This window comes from Haloterrigena salina JCM 13891, from assembly GCF_000337495.1.
Taxonomy (GTDB): domain Archaea; phylum Halobacteriota; class Halobacteria; order Halobacteriales; family Natrialbaceae; genus Haloterrigena; species Haloterrigena salina.
On record NZ_AOIS01000062.1, the window covers coordinates 1 to 20,965 of the forward strand.

The window sequence follows — 20,965 nt, forward strand, 5'->3', positions numbered from 1 at the left end:
TAGAGCGACGCGGCGACGACCGTCACCGCCCTGCTCGCGACGCCGGGACTCGATCTCGAGTCGGCTTACGTCGTCGCCTGTGGCATCGCGGGGTCGTCGCCCGAGACCGCCGCGCTGGGATCGGTCGCCGTCGCGGACGCAGTCGTCGACTGGGACCGGAAACACCGGTGGGATCACGGGAACGGGGACGGCGAACTCGGCGAAGCGACCGACGAACGCGAGCGCCCGATCGACCTGCTGGCTTACCGGCCGCGAGACTACGTCCACCGGCTCGAGGGTGCCCTCGTCGAACGCGCGCTCGCGGCCGCGGGCGAGATCGACCTGCTCGCGGACGACGACGCGCGAGCGTACCAGCGGACGTATCCGGACGCCCCCGATTCGGGACCGACCATCGAGCGCGGCACGACCGTCTGCGGCGACGAGTTCTGGCACGGCCCCCGCTACGCGCGGGAGGTGGCGGAGCTCTGTGAGGCCTACGGCATCGGCCCCTACGTGACGACTCAGATGGAAGACGCCGCGACGGCGCGGGCGCTCGAGCGGTTCGACCTGCGCGATCGCTACCTGAGCGTGCGGGCCGTCTCGAACTACGACCGGCCGGCCCCCGGCGAGTCGGTCACCGAGAGCTTCGACGGCGACCCGGCGAGTCTCGCGCTGGCGATCGACAACGCCGCCCGCGTCGGGGGGTGGGTCGTCGAGGAGTTGATCGCGGCGGATCCGCTCGATATCGGCGCGGAGCACGCCGTGTGACAGTAGCTAGTAGCGCGATTTCTTTATTCAGATCTACGGAGGGGATACAGTCGGGGATTTCGATAACTCTGTGTACAGATGCAGCACTCGGCCACCGTCGATCTCACGCTTTCATTCGTGGACCGACTGCTCGGTCGGGACGTGAACTAGGGCGCCAAGAAAGATGCCCAGGTACCGCCGAAAGGTTGCGTTGCTCATGACACACTTTTTATGCCATTGTATAGTCCTCGTTCGTATGGATCCGACCGATTATCTCCAGAACGGGACAGTCAGCGTATCGGACGACACATATGCGGTCTGTCGGACCGATCACGATCATCCCGGTGCATTTGCGACTATTCGAGACGAGACGGAGACCACGGTGGTCGTCGAGCAGGACAATGTCGATACGGTCGACGCCAGTGAGATCGAGTCCGGGTGGAAGCGACTGACGTTCGAGATGGACCTCCCGTTTGAACTCGTTGGCTTTCTGGCGGCGGTTGCGTCAGCTCTTGCCGAAGTAGACGTTTCGGTGTTCGTCATCTCTACGTACTCGACCGATCACGTGTTCGTCAAGGAAGACGAGCTTGATGCTGCTGTCCTGCGACTCGAAGATTTGGGATGTACCGTCACCGACTGATGGCGATCGACAGTGAGATCCACGATACCTGTAGACCGAACTCGTTCTCCGTCTCGTACGTCGATCGTGGCACTGTTCAGAAATACGGGTAGCAGCTCCGATCAGTGCTTTCCCTGTACTGAGCGCGGTTTTCACGCCAAACTCTGAATGAAGAATCCGTGTTACCAACTACTGATACCGCTTCCGATCCGGTAACTCGTCCCTGCGAAAGTTAGAGCACGCCGTCGCTCCGGAGCGCTTCGAGGGCGCCGACGACGGCCGCGCGCTCCTCGTCGCGGACGGCCCGGCTCTGCTCGAGTTGCAGGCCGCCGGCGCCGTCCCGCGAGAGCCAGTTGACGAAGTTGTTCGGACTGACGCCGGCGTAGGGGCCCGAGGAAACCGACTCGACGGGCGCCGAGACAGCCGTCTCGAGGCGATCGCTGACGCGCCGTTTCGTCTCGGTATCAGTGCCGCCGCCGACGAGCACGCGATCCGCGCCGAGACCGTGGAAGCTGACGACCGTCTCGAACCCGCGGTCGGCGATCTCGTCGAGCAGCGGGTACTCCTCGGGGGAGAAGGAACTGGACGGCGGGTGCCACAGCTCGAACGGGTTCCGCAGATCGTCGTAGCCGAGACAGGCCCAACAGCTGGCCGACGGGAGACGGGTCGTCAACGCGATCGCCTGCTCGGCGGTCCAGGGTTCGACCTGCCCGCCGTGGGCGGCACAGACCAGCACCTCGTCGTTTTCCCCGTCGTCGTACAGAAACTCGGTGTAGTGGCCGGTGTCGGTCTCCTCGAGTCGGTGGGTCCGAACCGTCGCTCGAGTCACGACGTCGGGTACGCGATCGATCGAAAAAATTCCCGGCCCGTCTAGAGCCAGCCGGCGAGGGTCGTCGCGAGCGATTCGGCCGTCAGGGCGCTGCCGACCAGCAGAACGAGCGCGACGAGCGCGAAGGCGACGTTCTCCTTCTTCGAGACGTCACCGTATCGGTTGACGGCGCCGATGAGTCCGAGGACGGTGACCGGCAGGGCGATCAGCCCGTTGATCGCGGGCATGATGATCGCCATTCTGACGGGGGTGAGACCGGTGTTGACGAGCAGCCAGAACGCGGCCAGCGCCGAGCAGACGATGAGGCCGACGACGGTCGCCCGAAAGCGCGCGTCGCCGAAGACGGTGTGGTGGCCCAGCGCCTGCGGGACCATGTAGCCGGCGCCGAACAGCGTCCCGGTCGCCGAACTGAAGCTGGCCAACAGCGCCGCTATCAGGAAGACGTAGAGCGCGCCCTGGCCCAGCGTGGCCGCCAGCGGTTCGCCGGGGCCGGTGAGCGTCATCGTCCCCTCGGTCAGCGTGATCGCCGAGACGATCATCACGAACGCGCCGATCGTGAGCGTCGTCATGATCCCGGCGGCGTTGTCCCGCCGGTAGGCGTTGACGTCGGTCCACTCCTTGGTCGGGCCCATGCTCGACTGGATGAAGAAGTTCGGCCAGTAGACCGTCGTTCCGAGCAGCGCGATGATGGCCGTGAGGTAGCCGATATCGCTGACCAGCGCCGGAACGAGTCCGGCGGCGACCTCACCGACGGGGATCTCGAGTCCGGCCAGCAAGAGGCCGTACGAGGCGAAGACGGCGATCACCATCGCGGCGATCGCGCCCTCGATGCGCTCGTAGACCCGCAGCTGCACCAGCGCGACGCCGACGCCGGCCGCCAGCAGGATCCCGATAAGAACGTTGTCCAGTCCCGGAACGAGCCACGCCAGCGCCGCGCCGGCGATCGCGTAGTTCGAGATCGACCAGAGGGCGCTCATCGCGGCCATCGATACGATGAGGGCGCGGCCGCTGGCGCCGGGCAGGTAGTCGACGATGTAGTCGGTCAGCGGCTCCCGGGAGACCGCAAGTCGAGCCGACATGTCGTGGAGAGCGATGTCGATGAGGAAGGCCAGCGGGAGCACCCACAGCAGCGCGAACGCGAAGTTCGCGCCGGTGTCGGCCAGAATGTAGACCGATCCCGCGCCGAAGACGTTCGCCGCGAACAGCACGCCGAGCCCGTACGTTTCCAGGAGATCGGCGACCGTCGCCTGCACGCCGCCGACCTCGTACGTTTCACTCGCCATCGGCGACCACCTCCGGACGTGGGTCGACGCGCGTGATGTGACGGGTGACCGCAGCGAATCGTGATTCCATACCCACCAAACAGGCAAGATGGGGGAGTGGGTTCGGCTTGCACCGTCCACCGTCGGATAAATGGGCGGAAGCTGCAAGCTCCCGGAAATCAACGATAGCCGAACAGTCGATCCTCGAGACGAATTACGACGACCCGGCTACCGGGGAGCCACCGAGAGAACGGAGCGACGGATAGCGGATGACAGCGCCCGATGTGCGTCGATTACGCTACCAGCACTCGCCACGGTCGAAAACGGCGCGCGCCTCGAGTCGTCGAGTCGATGTGAGAACGATCGCAGACGGGTACGGTTCAGGCCTGAAGCGCCAGCCCGGCCGCGTCCAGCGCTTCGTCGGTCGACAGATCGTCGTGGACGACGCCGGAGACGGCGGTCGCGATGGCTTCGGGGTCCTCGTGCTGGAAGACCGAGCGGCCCATCGAGATGCCGGCGCCGCCGGCGTCCATAACGCCCCGGACCATCTCGATCGTTTCGCGGTCGGTGCCCTTCGAGCCGCCGGCGATGACGACCGGGAGTCGGGTCGACTCGACGACGTGTTCGAAGCTCTCGGCGTCGCCGCTGTAGCCCGTCTTGACGATGTCGGCGCCGAGTTCCTCGGCGAGGCGGACGGCGTGGCCGAGCGCCTCGGGATCCGCGGAGTCGACGCCTGGACCGCGGGCGTAGGCCATCGCGAGGACTGGCATGCCGAGGCGCTGGGCGTCCTCGGTGACCTCCGCGAGCTGGGCGATCTGGTCGGGTTCGTGATCGGAGCCGACGTTGATGTGGAAGGAGACGGCGTCGGCGCCGACGCGGACGGCCTCCTCGACGGTGCCGGTCATCCGTTTGTCTTGCTCGTCGGGACCGATCGTCGTCGAGCCGTTGAGGTGGACGATGTACCCTTTGTCGTTTTTGTGCTCGTGGACGCGGGAGGCGATCCCCTTCTGGGTGAGGACCGCGTCCGCGCCGCCCCGAGTCACGCCGTCGATGGTCGCTTCGATGTCTTTCAGTCCCTGAACGGCCCCCATCGTGATCCCGTGGTCCATCGGGATGATCACGTAGGAGTCGTCTGTGCCGATTCTGTCGAGTCGCGCGTCGATACCTGTGGTAGTCATTGCGAGTGTGTAGCAATCTTGCGGTTATGGCTGTTCTGGTTCCGGTGTATCTTCCGCATCGACCGTGAGAGACTCCGCGCCCCGAACCGCGCCGCGTTTGAGTTCTTCGGCTTTGGCCTCGAGGTCGGCTTCCGGATCGTCGCTGTCGGCGACGATGTCTATCAGCGCGCTACCGACGATGACGCCGTCGGCGCCCGCCTCGATGATTTCGGCGGCGTGATCGCCCTCGCTGACGCCGAAGCCGACGGCCTTGGGGACATCGTACTCGGAGAGACGCTCGAGGCTCTCGTGAGTCGCGGTCGAAACGTCCGCGCGGGCGCCCGTCGTCCCGAGGCGGGCCTGGACGTAGGCGAAGCCCGAGACCTGCGACATGATCGTCTCGAGGCGCTCGCCCTCGGTCGTCGGCGCGACGATGAAGACCAGATCGAGGCCGTGGTCGTCGCAGGCCTCGCGCAGTGGGTCGGCCTCCTCGGCGGGGAGGTCGGGGACGATGATCCCCGAGAGGCCGGCCTCGGCCGCGCGCTCGACGAAGGGGCGGACATCCGGCTCCGAACCGTACTGGAGGATCATGTTGTAGTAGGTCATCACCAGCAGCGGCGCCTCGGTCTCGAGGTCGTCGACCAGCTCGAAGAAGCCTTCGGGGGTCGTCCCCGCGTCGAGCGCCCGGTTGATCGCGGCCTGGATCGTCGCGCCCTCGGCGACCGGTTCCGAGAACGGGAGGCCGAGTTCGATTAGGTCCGCGCCGCCGCGGTCTAATGCCTCGACGTATCGCTTGGTGTCCTCGAGCGAGGGATCGCCCGCGGTGATGTAGGTGATGAGCGCGGGGTCGTTCTCGCGGATGGCGGTCTCGATGGTACTTTCTGGGGCGGCGTTCGAATCGTCGGTCATCCGTCGAACACCTCCACGTCCGGTGCCGCCTCGAGATCGCGTTTCTCGGTCTCCTCGAGCACGGTCTCTAAGTCCTTGTCGCCGCGGCCCGAGACGTTGACGACGACGAGGTCGCCCAGCTCGTCGTGCGATTCCTCGAGGTAGCCGAGCGCGTGACTCGACTCCAGCGCCGGGATGATCCCCTCGAGTCGCGAGAGCCGGTGGAAGCCGTTGAGCGCAGCCTCGTCGTCGACGCTGACTGGCGTGACTCGCCCCGTCTCGGCGAGATACGAGAGTTCGGGGCCGACGCCGGCGTAATCCAGTCCCGCGCTGACGCTGTGGGACTCCATGATCTGGCCCTCCTCGCTCTGGAGGAGCTTTGTCATCGCGCCGTGGAGGACACCGTCGGTCCCCGTCGAGAGCGTCGCGGAGTTGGGCGCGAGCCCCTCCTCGGCGTCGATCTCGAGGCTCGAGCCGCCGGCCTCGACCGCGTAGAGGTCCACGTCCTCGTCGGAGACGAACTCGTGGAAGGTCCCCATCGTGTTCGAGCCCCCGCCGGCGCAGGCGACGACGCTGTCGGGCAGGTGACCGGCCTTCTCTCGGATCTGCTCGCGGGCCTCGCGGCCGATGACGGCCTGGAAGTCCCGGACCAGTTTCGGGAACGGGTGCGGGCCGACCACGCTACCGATCACGTAGTGGGTCGTCTCGACGGTGGTCGCCCAGTCGCGGAACGTCTCGTTGATCGCTTCCTTCAACGTCCCGCTGCCGGCCTCGACGGGGTTTACCTCGGCGCCGTTCATCCGCATCCGGTAGACGTTCGGCCGCTGGCGGTTGACGTCCGTCCGACCCATGTAGATCTCACAGGGCATGTCGAGGTGGGCCGCCGCCATCGCCGTCGCCGTGCCGTGCTGGCCGGCGCCGGTCTCGGCGATGATCCGCTCTTTGCCCATGTACTTGGCCAGCAGCACCTGCCCGAGGGCGTTGTTCAGCTTGTGAGCGCCGCCGTGGACCAGATCCTCGCGCTTGAGGTAGATCTCGCGGTCGTAGCGCTCGCTGAGTCGGTCCGCGCGCTGGAGCGGCGTCGGTCGCCCGCCGAAATCGCGCATCCGCTCGCGGAACTCGTCCATGAAGCCGTCCTCGTTCTCGAGGACGTAGCGCTCGTAGGCGTCCTCGAGTTCCTGCAGCGCCGGCATCAGGGCCTCGGGGACGTACTGGCCGCCGTAGTCGCCGAACGTGGCCTCGCTGTCGCGCTCGCGGTTGTGTTCGGGATCGCTCGTGCTCATTGCTCGTCTCCGTCGGTGAGTGTGTGCTCGCTCATGTCTCGTCGTCCTCCGCCTCGACCAATCGCCGGGTGTTCTCGGTCACGTCGCTGTCGCCCGCGCCGTGGTCCATGATGGCGCTGCCGACCAGCAGGGCGTCGGCGCCCGCCGCGCGCATCCGTCGGACGTCCGCGGGCGAGGACACGCCGCTCTCGGCGATCAGCGTTACGTCGTCCGGAACCTCGGGCGCGACCGACTCGAAGGTTTCGAGGTCCACCTCGAGTCGCGCCAGATCGCGGTTGTTGACGCCGATAATCTCGGCGCCCGCCTCGAGGGCGGTCTCGAGTTCCGCCCGGTCGTGGACCTCCACGAGCGGCTGGAAGCCGCGTTCGCGGGCCGCGGCCACGAGGTCCGCGAGCGTCTCGGGCTCGAGGAAGCGGACGATCAACAAGAGGAGATCGGCCGCGACGGCGTCCAACTGCGCCTCGCGGAGGAGGAAGTCCTTCCGGAGGACGGGAACGTCGACGGCCTCGCGGATCCGGGCCAGCGACTCGGCGGACCCGCCGAAGTGGCTCGGCTCGGTGAGCACCGAAATTGCCGTCGCACCGCCCGCGACCATCGCCTCCGCCAGTTCGACGGGGTCGTCGTCGCGAGTCCCGTTGGCGGTGGGGCTCGTCGGCTTTACCTCGGCGATTACCGGAACGCGGCCGTCGGCCTCGGCCCGCGCGACGGCGTCAGGCAGCGACCGCGCGTCGACGTCGACGACCTCGTTGCCCCCGGGGCGCTCCCGGGCGGCCTCGAGGATCGACTCGACCGCCGGTGCGAGATCCGTATCAGTCTCCATTGTTGTACATCGACGTACTCATATGTACAAAAGGCTTGCGCCATCGGGGCGCGGTTCTCGAGCAGGCGGGTCGTCCGCGGTGGCACGCGCTGTCGGCCGGCCGAGCAAAGCGAGGTGTGACCGACGGGAGCACCTCGAAGGCGAACGGGGAACGGAGTGACCCGTGAGCGGTAGCGAGGCCGGTCGATAACACCGCGTGAGGGATGAGGACCGCAGTGACGAAGGAGCGAGGACCGCAATCGGTTGGGGAGGGCGTGGCGCTCACCGTTGCCAGAAGTGGCAGAACGCTCGTGTCTTCGTTGCAATGAGGTCGTGCGGAGTCGCGTTTCGCTCAGCCGTATTTCGATCGAGCGCGTCGACCGGCGATTATTCAAGTCCCTATCGCTTACGATGACGTATGGAGGACGTCACGGACGCCGGAATCTACGCGCGGGAATCGTCGTACCTCGATCGACACGTCCAGCTCGGGGCCGCCAGCGGACGCGTGCTGAGCGTCACGTTTCCCGAGCGACCCGACGACGACGCCGAGGCGGACCACCCCGTGCTCGACCGCATCTTCGAGTACCTCGACGGACTCGAGGAGATCACCTTCGACGACGTGCAGGTCGCCCTAACGGTGCCGACCGACCAGCGAGCCGTCCTCGAGTCGGTCCGGGAGATCCCCTACGGCGACCAGGTCACCGTCGACACGCTCGCGCGGATGACCTCCGGACTCGACCACGAGGACGAGGACGACGTCATCCTCGTTCGAACCGCCTTGGACCAGAATCCGGCGCCGATCCTCATTCCGGACCATCGCGTTCGCGACGGCCCCAGCGCCGCGCCCCCGGCCGTCGAACAGAAGTTGCGCTCGCTCGAGGAACTGTAGCCGCTCTCGAGTTCGGTGGCGACACTCGAGACACTGAACCGGTTTCTCGCCGCGCCGTCGGTTCGACCCGATCTCCGCCGCGGCAGTCGACACGATACCCAGTAGTCACCGCTCCCTTCGTTAGTCGACGATCCAGACGGCGTAGATGTAGAGCCCGATGCCGGCGAAGACGGCGAAGGAGGACGCCTGATCGAGCGACGGCACCCGGGTGAACAGGAACGTCAACTGGAGGACGCCGCCGCCGACGAGACAGGCGGCCGCGCCGAGGATCGCCTGCGGGGCGACTCGCACCTCGCGTTGCAGGAAGAGGATCGTGCCGACGCCGATCGCGATCACGGCGAAGACGAACTCGGCGGCGTAGGTCGCCAGCGGCTCGCCGGCGACTTGCCCGTAGATCAGGAGGGCGAAGTAGAAGACGACGGCGAAGAAGATGCCGCGGTAGATCGCCGCCGGAACCTCGTCGGGCCCGTTCGTAGCCATACCAATACCGACCGAGCCCACCCCCTTAGCTTTCGAGGGTCTCGGCCCAGTCGAACTCGAGGCCCTCGTGGACGACGAACTCGAGGGCGTTGATCAGGTAGTGGGCGACGAAGACGACCAGAACGCTCCCGGTGACGACGAAGACCGCCGCGAGGACGAATCCGAGCAGCCCGGTGACGAGGATGCCGATCGACCCCTGCATCCCGTGGCCGAGGGCGAACGCGATCGAGGAGACGACCGCCAACAGCCACGGATCGACGCCGAAGCCGGTCGAGAGGGCGCCGATCATCGCCGCCCGGAACAGCAGCTCCTCGAAGCCGGCAATCAGCGGGAGGACGAACGCCAGCAGCACCACCCACTCCCACGTCGTGTCCGGCGCCAGCAGCGTCCGCAACTGTTCGTCGTGGTCGAACCCGATATGCGTCGCCGCCGCGGCGCCGATCTCGTTGGCCGCGTAGAGGACGAGTCCGGCTGCCGTTCCAACCACGAGCCCCTCCCGAAGGAACGCTGTCGAGAACTCGATCCCCAGCGCGCCGACGGGGATCCCGGTGTAGAGGACCGCCCCGAGGAGGACGCTCGCGAACAGCCCCTGTGAGAGGGCGACGTTCGCCAGGAGTTCCCCCGCGGACAGCGACTGCGGATCGAGTTCCTGTTGCGGCCGTCCGTCGGAGCGCGCGCCGGTTCCGGATACCCTTGCGGGGTCGGACGGCGACTCCGTCTGCTGTGGCTCGACCCCTCGCTTGGCAGTCGTCGGATCGTTCGCGGTGGTCGGACGGTCAGGGGCCGCAGAACGGCCGTCGCGATCGGCCGTCGCATCGGACTCCGATTCGGCCGCCGTTCCCGCGTCCACACCGCCACTCGAGTCGGCGTCCCCCACCTCGTCGTCGGCGGGCGCGGCCGTGTCGTGTGAATCGCGACGATCGCTCTCCGAGTCGACCTCGGATCTGTCGCCTCGAGCGCTCGAGACGGACGCGGACTGCGGGGACGCAGTATCGGCGCCGCCGCTATTGGTCGAATCGTCGTCGGAAAACGCGCCCTGTGTCAGGTGTGAGAGAACGAGCAGCAAAACAAGGACGACGCCCGTAACGCCCGCGAACGTCGCCCACTGAGCCATTGGTCGGTACTCGTTACTGCGGGCTCGGGTTGGAGCCGCTGCCGACGGTACCCTGACTCCCGTCGAACGCCGAGCCAGTGATCGACTTGAGGCGATCGACCAGGGAGTCCTTCTTGGGTTCGCCCATCAGCGCGACGTCGAGCACTTCGCTGATGTTCGAGCACGGGATGATCTCGATCATCTCCTCGTACTCGTCTTCGATCATCACGTCCTGTTCGTTGGCCTTCGGGATGATGACCTTCGTACAGCCGGCCTTCGCGGCGGCTTCGATCTTGTGGGTGACCCCGCCGACCGGGAGCACGTCGCCGCGGACCGACAGCGAGCCGGTCATCGCGACCGTCTGGTCGACCGGGATGTCCTCGAGCGCGCTAATGACGGCGGTCGCCACCGTGATGGAGGCGGAGTCGCCGTCGACACCCTGTTGGCCGGCCTGGACGAACTGGATGTGGATGTCCTTCTCCGAGAGATCGACGTCGGAGAACTTCTTGATGATCGCGGAGACGTTCTGGACCGACTCCTCGGCCATCTCCTTTAACTTCCCGGTGGCGATCACCTGACCGCCGCCCTGTGCGGGCGCGATCTCGGCCATGACCGGAAGCATGATCCCCGAGTCCTCGCCCATGACGGCGAGGCCGTTGACCCGTCCCTCGACGCCGCCCTCGGCGACCTCGAGTTCGTAGTCCTTGCGGCGCTCGATGTAGTCGTCGGCGAGCTGTTGCTCGATCGAGCGCGAGCGGCCCTTGGCCTGCAGGACGTCCTCGCGGGTGGTGAACTCCCGATCCTCCGAGCGGGCGATGTCGCCCGCGACGCGGACGAGCCCGCCCAGCGTCCGGAAGTGAAGCGTGAGGTGGTTCTTCCGACCCGAGCGACGCTTGGCCTCGAGGATGAGTTCCTCGACGGCGTCGTCGGTGAAGTGAGGCAGACGACCGTCGCGTTCGACCTCCTGAGCGATGAAGCGCGCGTACTTGCGCCGCATCTCGGGAGTGTCCTCGATGGTGTCCTCCATGTAGACCTCGTACCCGTACCCCTTGATGCGGTTCCGGAGCGCGGGGTGCATGTTCTCCATCGCGTCCAGGTTGCCGGCCGCGATCATGATGAAGTCACAGGGGACGGGCTCGGTCTGGACCATCGCGCCCGAGGAGCGCTCGGACTGGCCCGTGATGGCGAACTCGCCCTCCTGGATCGCGGTCATTAGCTTCTGCTGGGTGCGGATGTCGAGCGTGTTGATCTCGTCGACGAACAGCACGCCCTTGTTGGCCTGGTGGATCGAGCCGGGTTCGACGCGGTCGTGGCTCGGCGTCTCCATGCCGCCGGACTGGAAGGGGTCGTGACGGACGTCGCCCAGCAGCGCGCCGGCGTGGGCGCCGGTCGCGTCCTCGAAGGGCGCGGTGCGCTTGTCGCCGTTGTTGACGATCATGTTGGGCACCATCGCGTCGCTGCCGCGGTTGGTGTAGCGGAAGATCAGCCAGACGATCCCGGCCGCGAGGATGCCCAGCAGGATGTTCCCGACGACGAGGATCGCGTACGCGAGGATGATCGCGACGATGATCCACATCAGGATCGAGCGCATCTGGTTGCGCTTGCGGGCTTCCTCCTTGTGGGCGTCGATGATCTGTTCGCCCTTCCCCGCCGGGACGGTTCGGACCTTCGGCTCGTTGCCATCGTCCGGGTTGTGGTAGACTAAGACGTCCTGGAGATCCTCCTGGGGGAGCAGCTGACTCATCGCCTTCGCCAGCATCGACTTGCCGGTCCCCGGCGAGCCGATCATCATGACGTGGCGACGCTGCTTGGCTGCCTTGATGATGATATCGCGTGCTTCGTCCTGGCCGATGACCTGGTCGACGAGTCGGTCGGGAACCTCGATTTCCTCCGTCGAATCGATCTTGAGACCGCCGAGCAGATCGTCCTCGGCGATATCCTCGTCGATTTCGACGCCCGGATCGACCTCGACTTCGCTGCCGAGATCTTCGACGGTTTCGATGTCGTCCTCGCTCGAGTCCGGCTCGAACTCGTCGACCGGATCGTCGAACTCGTCCCCGTCGTCGACGTCGTCGCGCTGGTCACCGTCCTTCTCGAGCGGCGACCGTTCTCCCTGACGCTCCGACTCCGGCTCCGTGTCCTGGGGCCGCGGCTGGCCCTGCTCCTCGTCAGGTCCAGCGTCGGTGGCGTCTTCGGGAGGGTCGTCAACGTTCGTATCGTTACTCATAGAACTCTGTTCAGTACCTGATTCGAAGGGATTGGGACTGATATACTTTCTCCATGCGGAGGATGGTGACAGTGGCTGAATATCGGCCCCACAGCGGCCGACGGGGTGGTTCAGCGATTCGACGCGTCGTCCTCGTCGAACGCTATTTCGGCGGAGATTGTATGGTAGCATAGCTCACAATACTCCCGCCGATCGCGACGACCCTACCCGACGACGCGTCGGCAAACTCGCCACGCTTATGCACGCCGCCCGAGGAGGTTCCGGCATGACCCGGGGGTTCTACATCGGCCGGTTTCAGCCCTTCCACAACGGCCACCTCAGCATGGTCGAACAGATCGCCGAGGACGTCGACGAGCTCGTGCTCGGGATCGGGAGCGCCGACGACTCACACACCGTGCACAACCCGTTCACGGCGGGCGAACGCATCATGATGATCACGAAGTCACTCGTCGACTACGACCTCGTCACCTATGCCGTTCCGATCGAGGACTTAGAACGGAACTCGGTGTGGGTGAGCCACGTCCAGAGCATGAGCCCGGACTTCGACGTCGCCTACTCGAACAACCCGCTGGTCATCCAACTGTTCCGCGAGGCCGATATCGACATCCGCCAGTCCCCGATGTTCAACCGGGAGGTCCTGGAGGGCAGCGAGGTCCGTGAGCGGATGATCACCGGCGGTGACTGGGAGTCGCTGGTCCCCGAACCCGTCGTCGATACCGTCGACGAAATCGGCGGCATCGAGCGGATCCAGATGATCAGCGACTCGGATTCGAACGGCGACTGACCGCCCTCGAGTCCCGTCCCCGGCGGAACGGGCTGTGACCGAGGCCGCCGGAGCCCTCGAGACGGCCGGCCGACGCCGAGACGTGTCGATTTTCACCGTCCGCCTCCTACCGCCGTACATGATCACGCTCGCGTCTGATTTCGGGACGCCGTACCCCGCGGCGATGAAGGGAGTGCTCTGTCGGCGAACGGACGCCAGACTGGTCGACGTCGCCCACGATTTCCCCCGGCAGGACGTCCGCGCCGCCGCATTCTGGCTCCGCGAGGTGCTACCGTACTTTCCGCCGGCCGTGCACCTCGTCGTGATCGATCCCGGCGTCGGCACCGACCGCAACGCGATCGTCGTTCGCGCGGGCGAGCACGCGCTCGTCGGGCCCGACAACGGCGTCTTGCTCCCCGCCGCCCGTCGGCTCGCCGGCAGTCGGGACGCCGCCCTCGAGACGTACGTCGTCGACGAGACGAGACTCGACCCGACCGAACCCGCCGGCGGCCCGGTCGGTCCGAGCGCGACGGCGCTCTCGGCGGACTCCGACGCCGGTGAGAACGGAGGCGGCCGAGAGGGTCCGGCCAGCGCCACCTTCCACGGCCGGGACGTCTTCGCGCCCGCCGCCGCCGATGTCCACGAGGCCGGCGTCGACGCGCCGGCCGACCTCGAGTGGCTCGATCCGCTCGACGGCGATCCAGTCGACTGTTCGCTTCCGGAGCCGACCCTCGAGGACGACCGCGCGACGGGCGAGGTGCTGGTCATCGACGACTTCGGCAACGCCGTCACGAACGTTCCCGGTGACGTCCTCGCCGGCTGCGATCGGATCGTCGCCAACGGCGAGCCGGTTCCCGTCGGCGAGACCTTCGCCGCGGTTCCGGTTGGGGAGCGACTCGCGACCGTCGGGAGCCACGGCTACGTGGAACTCGACGTCAATCGGGGACGCGGCGACGAGGCGTTCGATCTCGCGGTCGGCGATCGCGTCGTCCTCGAGTCGGCCGGGACGGACCGCGCGAACTGAGCTGCAGTTTCAGCGGCCGACCGACGGGACGCGTTGCTCGGGATCGACGACGATCTCGCCGGTCGAGTGGACCGTGACGACACACGTCGCGAACGGAAAGGTAATCCTTCCGTCGACGTCTGCCATGTCGGCCCGTCGCCAATGGCCGATCAGCGAGTTCAGTGCGTCCGGCTCGACGGCCGCCGAGAGCCGCTCGAGGTCGTCCGTATCGACCTCGAGCACCGACGCGACGGTGATCACTACGGCCGTGCTTGCCAGATCGTCGGTGCCGTCGTCGCACCAGGTGTGGTAGGTCCCGCGGTCCTCGTCGTAGTAGATCGTCTGCCCCCCGTCGTCGTCGACCGGCGTCAGGTTCTTCCTCCAAGCGGGTCGGGACATAACGTCTCTAGATACTGTGTGTTAACATTTATCATTATTGGCCGGACTGTCATCCGAACCGACAATCACGCAGTCAATCGAGGCGTCCGTTAGTCCTCGATATACGTCACTTTCCTGATGACAAGGTGTGCGTCCTTCTCTTCGCGCGGGTTCTCGTGGCCGTCGTCCTCGTTCGGCGAGACCGCCTCGACTGTCCGTCGTCTGTGAGTGCCCGACCGAGGGAGACGAGTCATCCGAACTGCGGTCGGCGAGTTCCCACCGGTGGTTCGCTCCGCTCGTCCAGTGGCACTGAACGACGTTCTCGCCGGAGTCCTCGGCGTCGAGGACGTGACCGCTGTTCGCGTTGACGAAGCCGTAGCGGTCGCCCGCGAGCGCGACGGCGAACCACCGTTGGCCGTCCGCACCGGTCCACGACTGCTGGACGATGTCGGCGCCGTCGTCGGTTCCGGCCACTTCGACGCCGAGGACCGTCCCGCTGTGAACGGCCTCGAGGCGGGGCCGTCTCGTCGTCGCGAACGGGTAGCTACCGCTCGCGGCGAGACGGCGTCCGTACGCGGTCGCGAAAAGAAAGAGGGGTTCAGCGACGGCTCGGCGGCGTTACTCGGCGGCGATGACGTCGTCGATGCGGGCGATCATCGTCGCGGCCTCGGTGGCGCTCTCGATGGCCTCGCGCTTGACGTCGGCCGGATCGATGACGCCGTAGTCGAACGGATCGTCGATCGTGACCTCCTCGCCGCTGGTGATCAGGCCGGCACGCCCCGTTGAGTCGTGGGCGGCGCGGAGATCGACGAGCGCGTCGATGGGATCTCGGCCGGTGTTGGCTGCCAGCGTGCGCGGGACGATGTCCAGCGCGTCGGCGAAGGCGTTGACGGCGAGCTGCTTGCGGCCCTCGATGCCGGCGGCCTCCTCGCGGATCTTGTCCGCGATGGCGATCTCGGTCGCGCCGGCGCCGGGAACGACCTCGCCGGAGGCCAGCGCGGTCGCGACGACGTCGAGCGCGTCGCCGATGGCGCGCTCGAGTTCGTCGACAATGTGTTCGGTGCCGCCGCGGACGAAGACGGTGACCGTCTCGGCCGCCGCGCCGCCCTCGACGAACGCGAGATCGTCGTCGCCGTAGTTCTCGGCGCTGATGCGGTCGGCCTGACCGAAGTCGGCTTCCTCGAGGTCGTCGAGGGCGCCGACGCGGGTGGCGCCGGTCGCGGAGACGATGTCCTTGGCGTCGCTGTCGCCGATACCCTCGAAGACGAGCACGCCTTCAGTGGCGAGATAGGAGGCGACGCGGTCGTCGACGTCCTCGGTCGTGAAGACGACATCGGCACCGCTCTCGGCGACGGTCTCGGCGTAGCCGCGGACCTCGCTCTCCTCGGCGTCGATGGCGCTGTTGAGCTGGTCGATCGAGTCGATCGAGTACTCCGCGTCGATCTCGCCGGTGCGGACGCCGAGCTCGACGTCGAGGACGGCGAGCGACGCGTCCTCGACCTCGCCGGGCATGCCGTCGTGGGCGGGCTCCTCGTCGATGACGATACCCGGAACGAGCTCCGTCGCGTTCGAGGAGGCGCCGATCTGGGTGTGGACGGTGACGTTGTCGCGGGCGACGCCGTCCTCGAGTTCGACGTGGCGGATCGCTTCGACGACCGTCTCGGCCAGCGATTCGGCGGTGAGACCGCCGGTGCCCTTGCCGGTCATGCTCGATTCGGCGACCTGCTTGAGCACTTCGTCGTCGACGACCTCTTCGCTGACCTGTTCCGAGATCGCCTCGAGGGCGATCTCGCTGGCCTCGTGGTAGCCCTCGACGATCGTCGTCGCATGGACGTCCTGTTCGATGAGGTCCTCGGCCTCACCGAGCAGGTTGCCAGCGATCACGGCCGCGGTCGTCGTCCCGTCGCCGACCTCCTCTTCCTGGGAGTCGGCGACCTCGACGATCATCTGGGCCGCGGGGTGCTCGATGTCCATCTCGTTGAGAATCGTGGCGCCGTCGTTGGTGATGACGACCTCGCCGCCGGAGTCGACGAGCATCTTGTCCATCCCGCGGGGACCCAGTGTCGTGCGTACCGACTCGGCGACGGCCTTGCCGGCCATGATGTTCGACGACTGGGCGTCGCGGCCCTGCGTTCGCTGACTATCCTCGCTCATAATGAACATAGGCTGTCCGCCCATGCGTCGCTGTTGTGCCATAGTTGAATCCTCACTACCTATGTCGTCAGCACTTCTATATAAAAGTTTCCCACTCGCCACCGTTCCCTCTGGCGATTGCGCGAATGAGAATAGTACCCAATGTACCCCGGCTTCCCCGGTTTCGTCCCGCGAATCGCGGATTCCGGTGTCGGTTTCGGCGGGCCAGTCGCGGTCGCCGGTCCGAGACGCGACTCCCCACCGCCGACGCCGACGGCTCCGCGGGCCAGTAGGGAAATATGGTTCCGGTGGAAAGAGCCGCCACGAATGCTCGAGCTGGAACACGGGTTTCGCATCGTCGACGTCTACGCGCGGCTCTCCACCGGCGATACCGGCCCCCGCGTCGACGGTCGCTCGGTCACGCCCGACCAACTCGAGCGGGAGATGCACCAGACGGGAATCACCAAATCGATCGTTTTTCCGCCCGCGCGCCCGGACCGGGGCTACCTCGCGCCGAACAACGGCGTCGCCCGCCGCAGCGTCGAGCGTCCGTTCGTCGCCTTCGCGCGGATTACCGGCTCCCAGCGGCCGACGGCGTCGGCGACCGAGCGCCTGCGCAACGCGGTCCGGAGTCGCGACGATCACCACACGTCGCCGGCGGATATCGAACGCTACGCCTACGACGACCGATTCCACGGCTTCGTCCTCGATCCCGGGGTCGACGACTACCCCGACGAGGACGTCCTCGCGGCCCTCGAGGCCGTCGACCTCCCCGTCATCGTTCGCGGCGGCGCCGACGCCACCCCCGAAACCCTCGCGTCCACCCTGCTCGAGCGCTCGTTTCCCGTCGTCGTCGCCCACTTCGGCGGCCACCCCCTCGACCGGTCGCTCATGCACGACCTGATCGACCTGCTCGAGGAGTACGACGGCTGTTACCTCGAGACGAGTTTCGTCCGCTACCGCGACCCCCTCGAGCGCGCGCTGCTCGAACACCCCGATCGGGTTCTGTTCGGCAGCGGCGCGCCCGCCTGCCACCCCGACGTCGCCGTCATGGAAATCCTCACGCTCGACGTCTCCGAGGACAAGTTGTGGCGCGTCTTCTCGAAGAACGCCGCTCGCGTTATCGACGCGCTCGCGCCGGCCGGCGGCGCCTGATCGCGTCCGCCTATTATCAACTATCTGTCCCTTGGTCGAAAGGCTCATGTCTCAACGGACGAAGATATCTTCGATCTCGCATGGCGGAGTACGCGGCCGAGCGGTGTGCCGACTGCAACGGGAAGCAAAAACGACGCGCCGACGGCTCGATCTGGTGTCCGAACTGCGCGCTGTTTCGACCGACGACGCCGAAACCGTGAACCGAACCCCGTCCGCTCGACGGTGACTGCTCGATCGAAGTCGCCGCCGACGCCGCGGGTCGGCTACGGGTTCGTCTCCGCGGTCCGTCCCGTTCCGAACCCCGTCACTAGGCCGTCTCGAGCCGAACGTCGTCGAAGCGACGGGTGATATCGGTCTCCCAGACGACGTTCATCCCGACCGCGACCGTGACGTCGCCCTCGAGTTCGCCGACCGAGTACGAGTAGGGTTTCCACCCGCTGTGGTCCTCGATGTCCTTCTCGCGGTTGAAGTCCTCCTCCGAGAGCCCGTCGTCGGGTTTCTCGCCGGCGAAAAACGCTACCTGAGACATCCGGTTCGCCGAGTTCATTCGGCTGTAGACGTCGACCGTCACGGTCTCGGCGTCGGTGACGTCGACGGACTGCTCGACCCAGATCGTTCCGTCGTCGGCGATGCCTTCGATGTACAACTCCAGCGACCGATCGCCGTCCGACGCGTCGTCGACGGTGGTCGAGGCGGAATGAGCGACCGGTTCGTCCTCCGCTCCGGGGGTCGCCGGAAGGTCTTTTCCGACCGTCCACCCCGACAGTTCCTCCTCGAACGAGGGATTGTGAAGGGTGGCTTGAGCCGGTTGCTGAGGCGAGTTGTTCGGATCGTCCGTCTCGTTCTCTGGATCTGTGGTCTCGTCCGGATCCGTCCCCTCGTCGGGACCGTCGTCGCTGAGTTGCGAACAGCCGGCGATTCCGGTGGCGAGTGCGCTTCCGAGACCGATCGCGTACGTTCGTCGGTGCATCGTCTGCCCGTGGTCGCCCGGATACAACGAAGCTATTCCAAGCTGAAAGACTCCTTTGAGCGACGTTCCGACTCCTTCCGCTGCGGTACCCGTCTCCGATACAGGACGATCCACGAGCACAAGTGGTACCGAGTACCGGCGGATACAGCCCACGAATCGAACGCTGAGTCGATGCGGACGTTCTTGCCGCGGCGGACTCGAGACACTAGTACTGAAGAGATGGCCTCGAGATCTGCGACGCGCGGTTCGGAACGCCCTATTTCACCGGTTATCGGCGTCGGTCTCGCCGTCGCGATCACGCTGGCGGCGGCGATCGCCGTCGGCTTCCTCGCCGTGGTCGTGGTCGGATAGGACGGTAGTCGCTGTGTGCTGCGTACTGTTCTGTCACCACAGCGGCGCGTGTTCGGCCGTCCAGTCCGGAAAACTCGTCGAAGGGAACTCGAGTCGGCGACGCGCTTAGCCGATGTACCGCAGGTCGTCGTCCGTCGGGACGTCCATCTGCTGTTGTTGCTGTTGTTGTTCCATCTCCTGGATCTTGCCGATGACTTCCTCCATCTCGTCGGCCCGCTCGTCTAAGGATTCGTACTCGAGGTCGAAACCGAGGGTTTCCTCGAGGACCTCGAGGACCGCGCGGGCGCTTTTGGGGTCGACCAGATAGCCGCTGGTCTCGCCCATCAGACACGCCCCGTCGAACCCGCGGCGGCCGCCGAGGCCGAGCAGGAGTCCGGAGACGCCGACGATCCCGCCGGCGGGTTCGTCCTCGCGGAACTCGACGCCGACGTCCTCTAACTCCTCGAGCAGTGACTCGTTGCTGACAGCGCCGACGACGGCGTACTCCTCGATGAGTTCGCCGGTCGGGACGCCGCCCAGCGCGTAGAGTTCGCTCGCGCCGAACTCTTCGGCGATGTCGAGGAAGGCGTCGGTCAGAATGTAGTGACCGTCGTTAGTCTGGGCCTGATGATCCCCGGTCAGCAGTAACAGATCGCGGCCGTCTGGAACAGTGACGGCGTGAATTTCGGCGCACGTGAGGTCCGCGACGCCGTCTTCGACGCTCACCTGCGGCGGGAACTCCTGGGAGTAGACCCGGCGCACGAGCGTGCTGTCGGCCTCGAGTTCCTCGAGCAGGTGCTCGACGGCGAGGCTTCCGACGTGTCCCACACCCGGCAGCCCCTCGACGAGGACGGGGTCGTCTAGTTCGACCTCGGCGACTGCGTCGATCTCGAGTTCGTCCATACTGTATCAGCGACGGCGACGTTTAAGAGCGCGTCGGTACTCGCCGTACGGATCGTTCGGATCGAACGGGGCCGGCGCGCTGTTTTCCGCGTCGGCGCCGCAGTCGGGACAGGAGTCTGAGAGGGTATACACCGGGCGGTCGTGTGCGTCGCGCCACGCCGAACACACCCGGATATCCGACTTCATGCGTTACTCGTCGTCGGTGCGACGCTCGCGGTGGTATTCGCCCGAACCGCCTTCGGACTCGATCGCCCGGACCGCGCGCTGTGCGCTCTCCTCGAGCTGGCTCTCGGCGGTCTTGTAGTTGGGCGCCTGCACCTCGATGCGGTACTCGGGCGCGCCGACGTAGCTGACCTCGAGGTCGACTTCTTCTGGCACTTCGCCGTTCCCTTCGGCGGCCTCGAGGGCAGTACGGATGCCGTCGACGCCGCTCGGCGACGGGTTCTCGAGGTCGACGTAGCCGGTGACGTTGACGTACGGCACCGAGACGTTCTCGCGAGCCGTGTCGACGATCGACTCGATCTCGTCGTCGGAGAGATCGGTGTCCTCGAGGGCCTCCTCGCCGTGGATCGCGGCCTGCTTGAAGCCGTCGTAGAGGCTGCCGTGGGCGCCGATCAGCTCGTTGGCGATCGCGGTGTAGCTCTCGTCGTCGACGTCCTCGCCCAACGCGATGCTCATCCAGTTGTCGGCTTTCTGCTCGTTTTTCCACTCCTGGATCTTATCCGAGCGCTGGTGGTCGTTGACGTCTTTCAGCGAGAGATCGATCTGCTGGGATTCCTCGTCGATCTCGAGGACCTTGCAGACGACGATCTGGCCCTCGCGGACGTGATCGCGGACGTTCTTGATCCATCCCGAGGCGACCTCGGAGATGTGGATCAGGCCGCGCTTGTCCCGGTACTCTTCGAGATCGACGAAGACGCCGAAGTCCTCGATTTCGTCGATCTTCCCGACGACGAGTTCGCCGGGGTCGGGCCAGCCGCTGTACTTCATCGTGACTCGACTGTTTCTACGATCTCGTGTTCGATCCCGGCTTTGCCGCCGGTCGGTCGCACGAGCGTCGTGCCGCAGACGGCACAGG

Annotated in this window: 20 protein-coding genes and 3 pseudogenes; 6 read left to right on the top strand and 17 right to left on the bottom strand. The window is 66.3% G+C overall.

The window, feature by feature from the left end:
- Both C477_RS23175 and C477_RS19285 read left to right on the top strand, forming a co-directional pair.
- A pseudogene (locus C477_RS23175) lies at nucleotides 1-747 on the top strand (phosphorylase family protein); the annotation flags it as partial.
- 235 nt (nucleotides 748-982) lie between these two features.
- Nucleotides 983-1,366, top strand: a complete 384-nt coding sequence (locus C477_RS19285; protein ID WP_008896231.1) for an ACT domain-containing protein — start codon at nucleotides 983-985, stop codon at nucleotides 1,364-1,366.
- A gap of 211 nt (nucleotides 1,367-1,577) precedes the next feature.
- On the opposite strand, the gene C477_RS19290 is transcribed toward C477_RS19285, so the two are convergent.
- The 6 genes from C477_RS19290 to trpC all read right to left on the bottom strand — a co-directional run bounded on the left by C477_RS19290 (nucleotide 1,578) and on the right by trpC (nucleotide 7,584).
- Nucleotides 1,578-2,174: a poly-gamma-glutamate hydrolase family protein gene (locus C477_RS19290; RefSeq protein ID WP_008896232.1), complete on the bottom strand. Its 597-nt coding sequence runs from the start codon at nucleotides 2,172-2,174 to the stop codon at nucleotides 1,578-1,580.
- A gap of 41 nt (nucleotides 2,175-2,215) precedes the next feature.
- Nucleotides 2,216-3,457, bottom strand: coding sequence for an NRAMP family divalent metal transporter (locus C477_RS19295; protein WP_008896233.1), 1,242 nt, complete (start codon nucleotides 3,455-3,457; stop codon nucleotides 2,216-2,218).
- A gap of 359 nt (nucleotides 3,458-3,816) precedes the next feature.
- Nucleotides 3,817-4,614, bottom strand: coding sequence for a 2-amino-3,7-dideoxy-D-threo-hept-6-ulosonate synthase (locus C477_RS19300; RefSeq protein WP_008896234.1), 798 nt, complete (start codon nucleotides 4,612-4,614; stop codon nucleotides 3,817-3,819).
- Between the two features lie 24 nt (nucleotides 4,615-4,638).
- Nucleotides 4,639-5,502 (bottom strand): tryptophan synthase subunit alpha, encoded by an 864-nt coding sequence (trpA, locus tag C477_RS19305; RefSeq protein WP_008896235.1) that lies wholly within the window; start codon nucleotides 5,500-5,502, stop codon nucleotides 4,639-4,641.
- Nucleotides 5,499-6,764, bottom strand: coding sequence for a tryptophan synthase subunit beta (trpB, locus tag C477_RS19310; protein ID WP_008896236.1), 1,266 nt, complete (start codon nucleotides 6,762-6,764; stop codon nucleotides 5,499-5,501). Before trpB ends, trpA begins: the two co-directional genes overlap by 4 nt.
- 31 nt (nucleotides 6,765-6,795) lie before the next feature.
- Nucleotides 6,796-7,584 carry an indole-3-glycerol phosphate synthase gene (gene trpC / locus C477_RS19315; protein WP_008896237.1) on the bottom strand — a complete coding sequence of 263 codons (789 nt, stop codon included), beginning with the start codon at nucleotides 7,582-7,584 and terminating at the stop codon, nucleotides 6,796-6,798.
- Between the two features lie 397 nt (nucleotides 7,585-7,981).
- On the opposite strand from trpC, the gene C477_RS19320 reads away from it, so the two are divergent.
- Nucleotides 7,982-8,452 (top strand): MGMT family protein, encoded by a 471-nt coding sequence (locus C477_RS19320; protein ID WP_008896238.1) that lies wholly within the window; start codon nucleotides 7,982-7,984, stop codon nucleotides 8,450-8,452.
- 120 nt (nucleotides 8,453-8,572) lie between these two features.
- Here C477_RS19320 and C477_RS19325 read toward each other — a convergent pair whose 3' ends face one another.
- Genes C477_RS19325 through lonB form a run of 3 tightly spaced genes read right to left on the bottom strand, consistent with a single transcriptional unit; the run spans nucleotide 8,573 to nucleotide 12,252 of the window.
- Entirely contained in the window at nucleotides 8,573-8,932 is a 360-nt protein-coding gene (locus C477_RS19325) for a hypothetical protein (RefSeq protein WP_008896239.1), read from the bottom strand.
- A 25-nt stretch (nucleotides 8,933-8,957) separates the two neighbouring features.
- Entirely contained in the window at nucleotides 8,958-10,046 is a 1,089-nt protein-coding gene (locus C477_RS19330) for a CPBP family intramembrane glutamic endopeptidase (RefSeq protein WP_008896240.1), read from the bottom strand.
- A gap of 13 nt (nucleotides 10,047-10,059) precedes the next feature.
- Entirely contained in the window at nucleotides 10,060-12,252 is a 2,193-nt protein-coding gene (gene lonB / locus C477_RS19335; RefSeq protein ID WP_008896241.1) for an ATP-dependent protease LonB, read from the bottom strand.
- A 265-nt stretch (nucleotides 12,253-12,517) separates the two neighbouring features.
- Here lonB and C477_RS19340 point away from each other — a divergent pair, with 265 nt between their 5' ends.
- Both C477_RS19340 and C477_RS19345 read left to right on the top strand, forming a co-directional pair.
- Entirely contained in the window at nucleotides 12,518-13,036 is a 519-nt protein-coding gene (locus C477_RS19340; RefSeq protein WP_008896242.1) for a nicotinamide-nucleotide adenylyltransferase, read from the top strand.
- 118 nt (nucleotides 13,037-13,154) lie between these two features.
- Nucleotides 13,155-14,039 carry an SAM hydrolase/SAM-dependent halogenase family protein gene (locus C477_RS19345; RefSeq protein ID WP_049914689.1) on the top strand — a complete coding sequence of 295 codons (885 nt, stop codon included), beginning with the start codon at nucleotides 13,155-13,157 and terminating at the stop codon, nucleotides 14,037-14,039.
- A gap of 9 nt (nucleotides 14,040-14,048) precedes the next feature.
- On the opposite strand, the gene C477_RS19350 is transcribed toward C477_RS19345, so the two are convergent.
- From C477_RS19350 to thsA, 3 genes and pseudogenes are all read right to left on the bottom strand, one after another.
- Nucleotides 14,049-14,417 (bottom strand): HalOD1 output domain-containing protein, encoded by a 369-nt coding sequence (locus C477_RS19350; RefSeq protein ID WP_008896244.1) that lies wholly within the window; start codon nucleotides 14,415-14,417, stop codon nucleotides 14,049-14,051.
- A gap of 21 nt (nucleotides 14,418-14,438) precedes the next feature.
- Nucleotides 14,439-14,900: pseudogene (locus tag C477_RS24980) on the bottom strand (RICIN domain-containing protein); the annotation flags it as partial.
- Between the two features lie 114 nt (nucleotides 14,901-15,014).
- Nucleotides 15,015-16,559 carry a thermosome subunit alpha gene (thsA, locus tag C477_RS19360; RefSeq protein WP_008896246.1) on the bottom strand — a complete coding sequence of 515 codons (1,545 nt, stop codon included), beginning with the start codon at nucleotides 16,557-16,559 and terminating at the stop codon, nucleotides 15,015-15,017.
- A gap of 297 nt (nucleotides 16,560-16,856) precedes the next feature.
- Here thsA and C477_RS19365 point away from each other — a divergent pair, with 297 nt between their 5' ends.
- On the top strand, nucleotides 16,857-17,684 hold the full coding sequence (locus C477_RS19365; protein WP_008896247.1) for an amidohydrolase family protein: 828 nt from the start codon (nucleotides 16,857-16,859) through the stop codon (nucleotides 17,682-17,684).
- Nucleotides 17,685-17,991: 307 nt separating this feature from the next.
- Here the strand turns inward: C477_RS19365 and C477_RS24625 are convergent, their stop codons facing one another.
- From C477_RS24625 to C477_RS19390, 5 genes and pseudogenes are all read right to left on the bottom strand, one after another.
- Nucleotides 17,992-18,654 (bottom strand): hypothetical protein, encoded by a 663-nt coding sequence (locus C477_RS24625; protein WP_008896249.1) that lies wholly within the window; start codon nucleotides 18,652-18,654, stop codon nucleotides 17,992-17,994.
- 456 nt (nucleotides 18,655-19,110) lie between these two features.
- The gene (locus C477_RS19375) at nucleotides 19,111-19,887 is read right to left on the bottom strand and encodes a proteasome assembly chaperone family protein (RefSeq protein ID WP_008896251.1); all 777 of its coding nucleotides are present in this window, start codon (nucleotides 19,885-19,887) and stop codon (nucleotides 19,111-19,113) included.
- 6 nt (nucleotides 19,888-19,893) lie between these two features.
- Nucleotides 19,894-20,073 carry an RNA-protein complex protein Nop10 gene (locus C477_RS19380; RefSeq protein WP_008896252.1) on the bottom strand — a complete coding sequence of 60 codons (180 nt, stop codon included), beginning with the start codon at nucleotides 20,071-20,073 and terminating at the stop codon, nucleotides 19,894-19,896.
- Nucleotides 20,074-20,076: 3 nt separating this feature from the next.
- Nucleotides 20,077-20,877, bottom strand: a complete 801-nt coding sequence (locus tag C477_RS19385) for a translation initiation factor IF-2 subunit alpha (protein WP_008896253.1) — start codon at nucleotides 20,875-20,877, stop codon at nucleotides 20,077-20,079.
- Nucleotides 20,874-20,965 (bottom strand): annotated as a pseudogene (locus C477_RS19390) (30S ribosomal protein S27e); the annotation flags it as partial. The pseudogene C477_RS19390 and the gene C477_RS19385, both read right to left, overlap by 4 nt.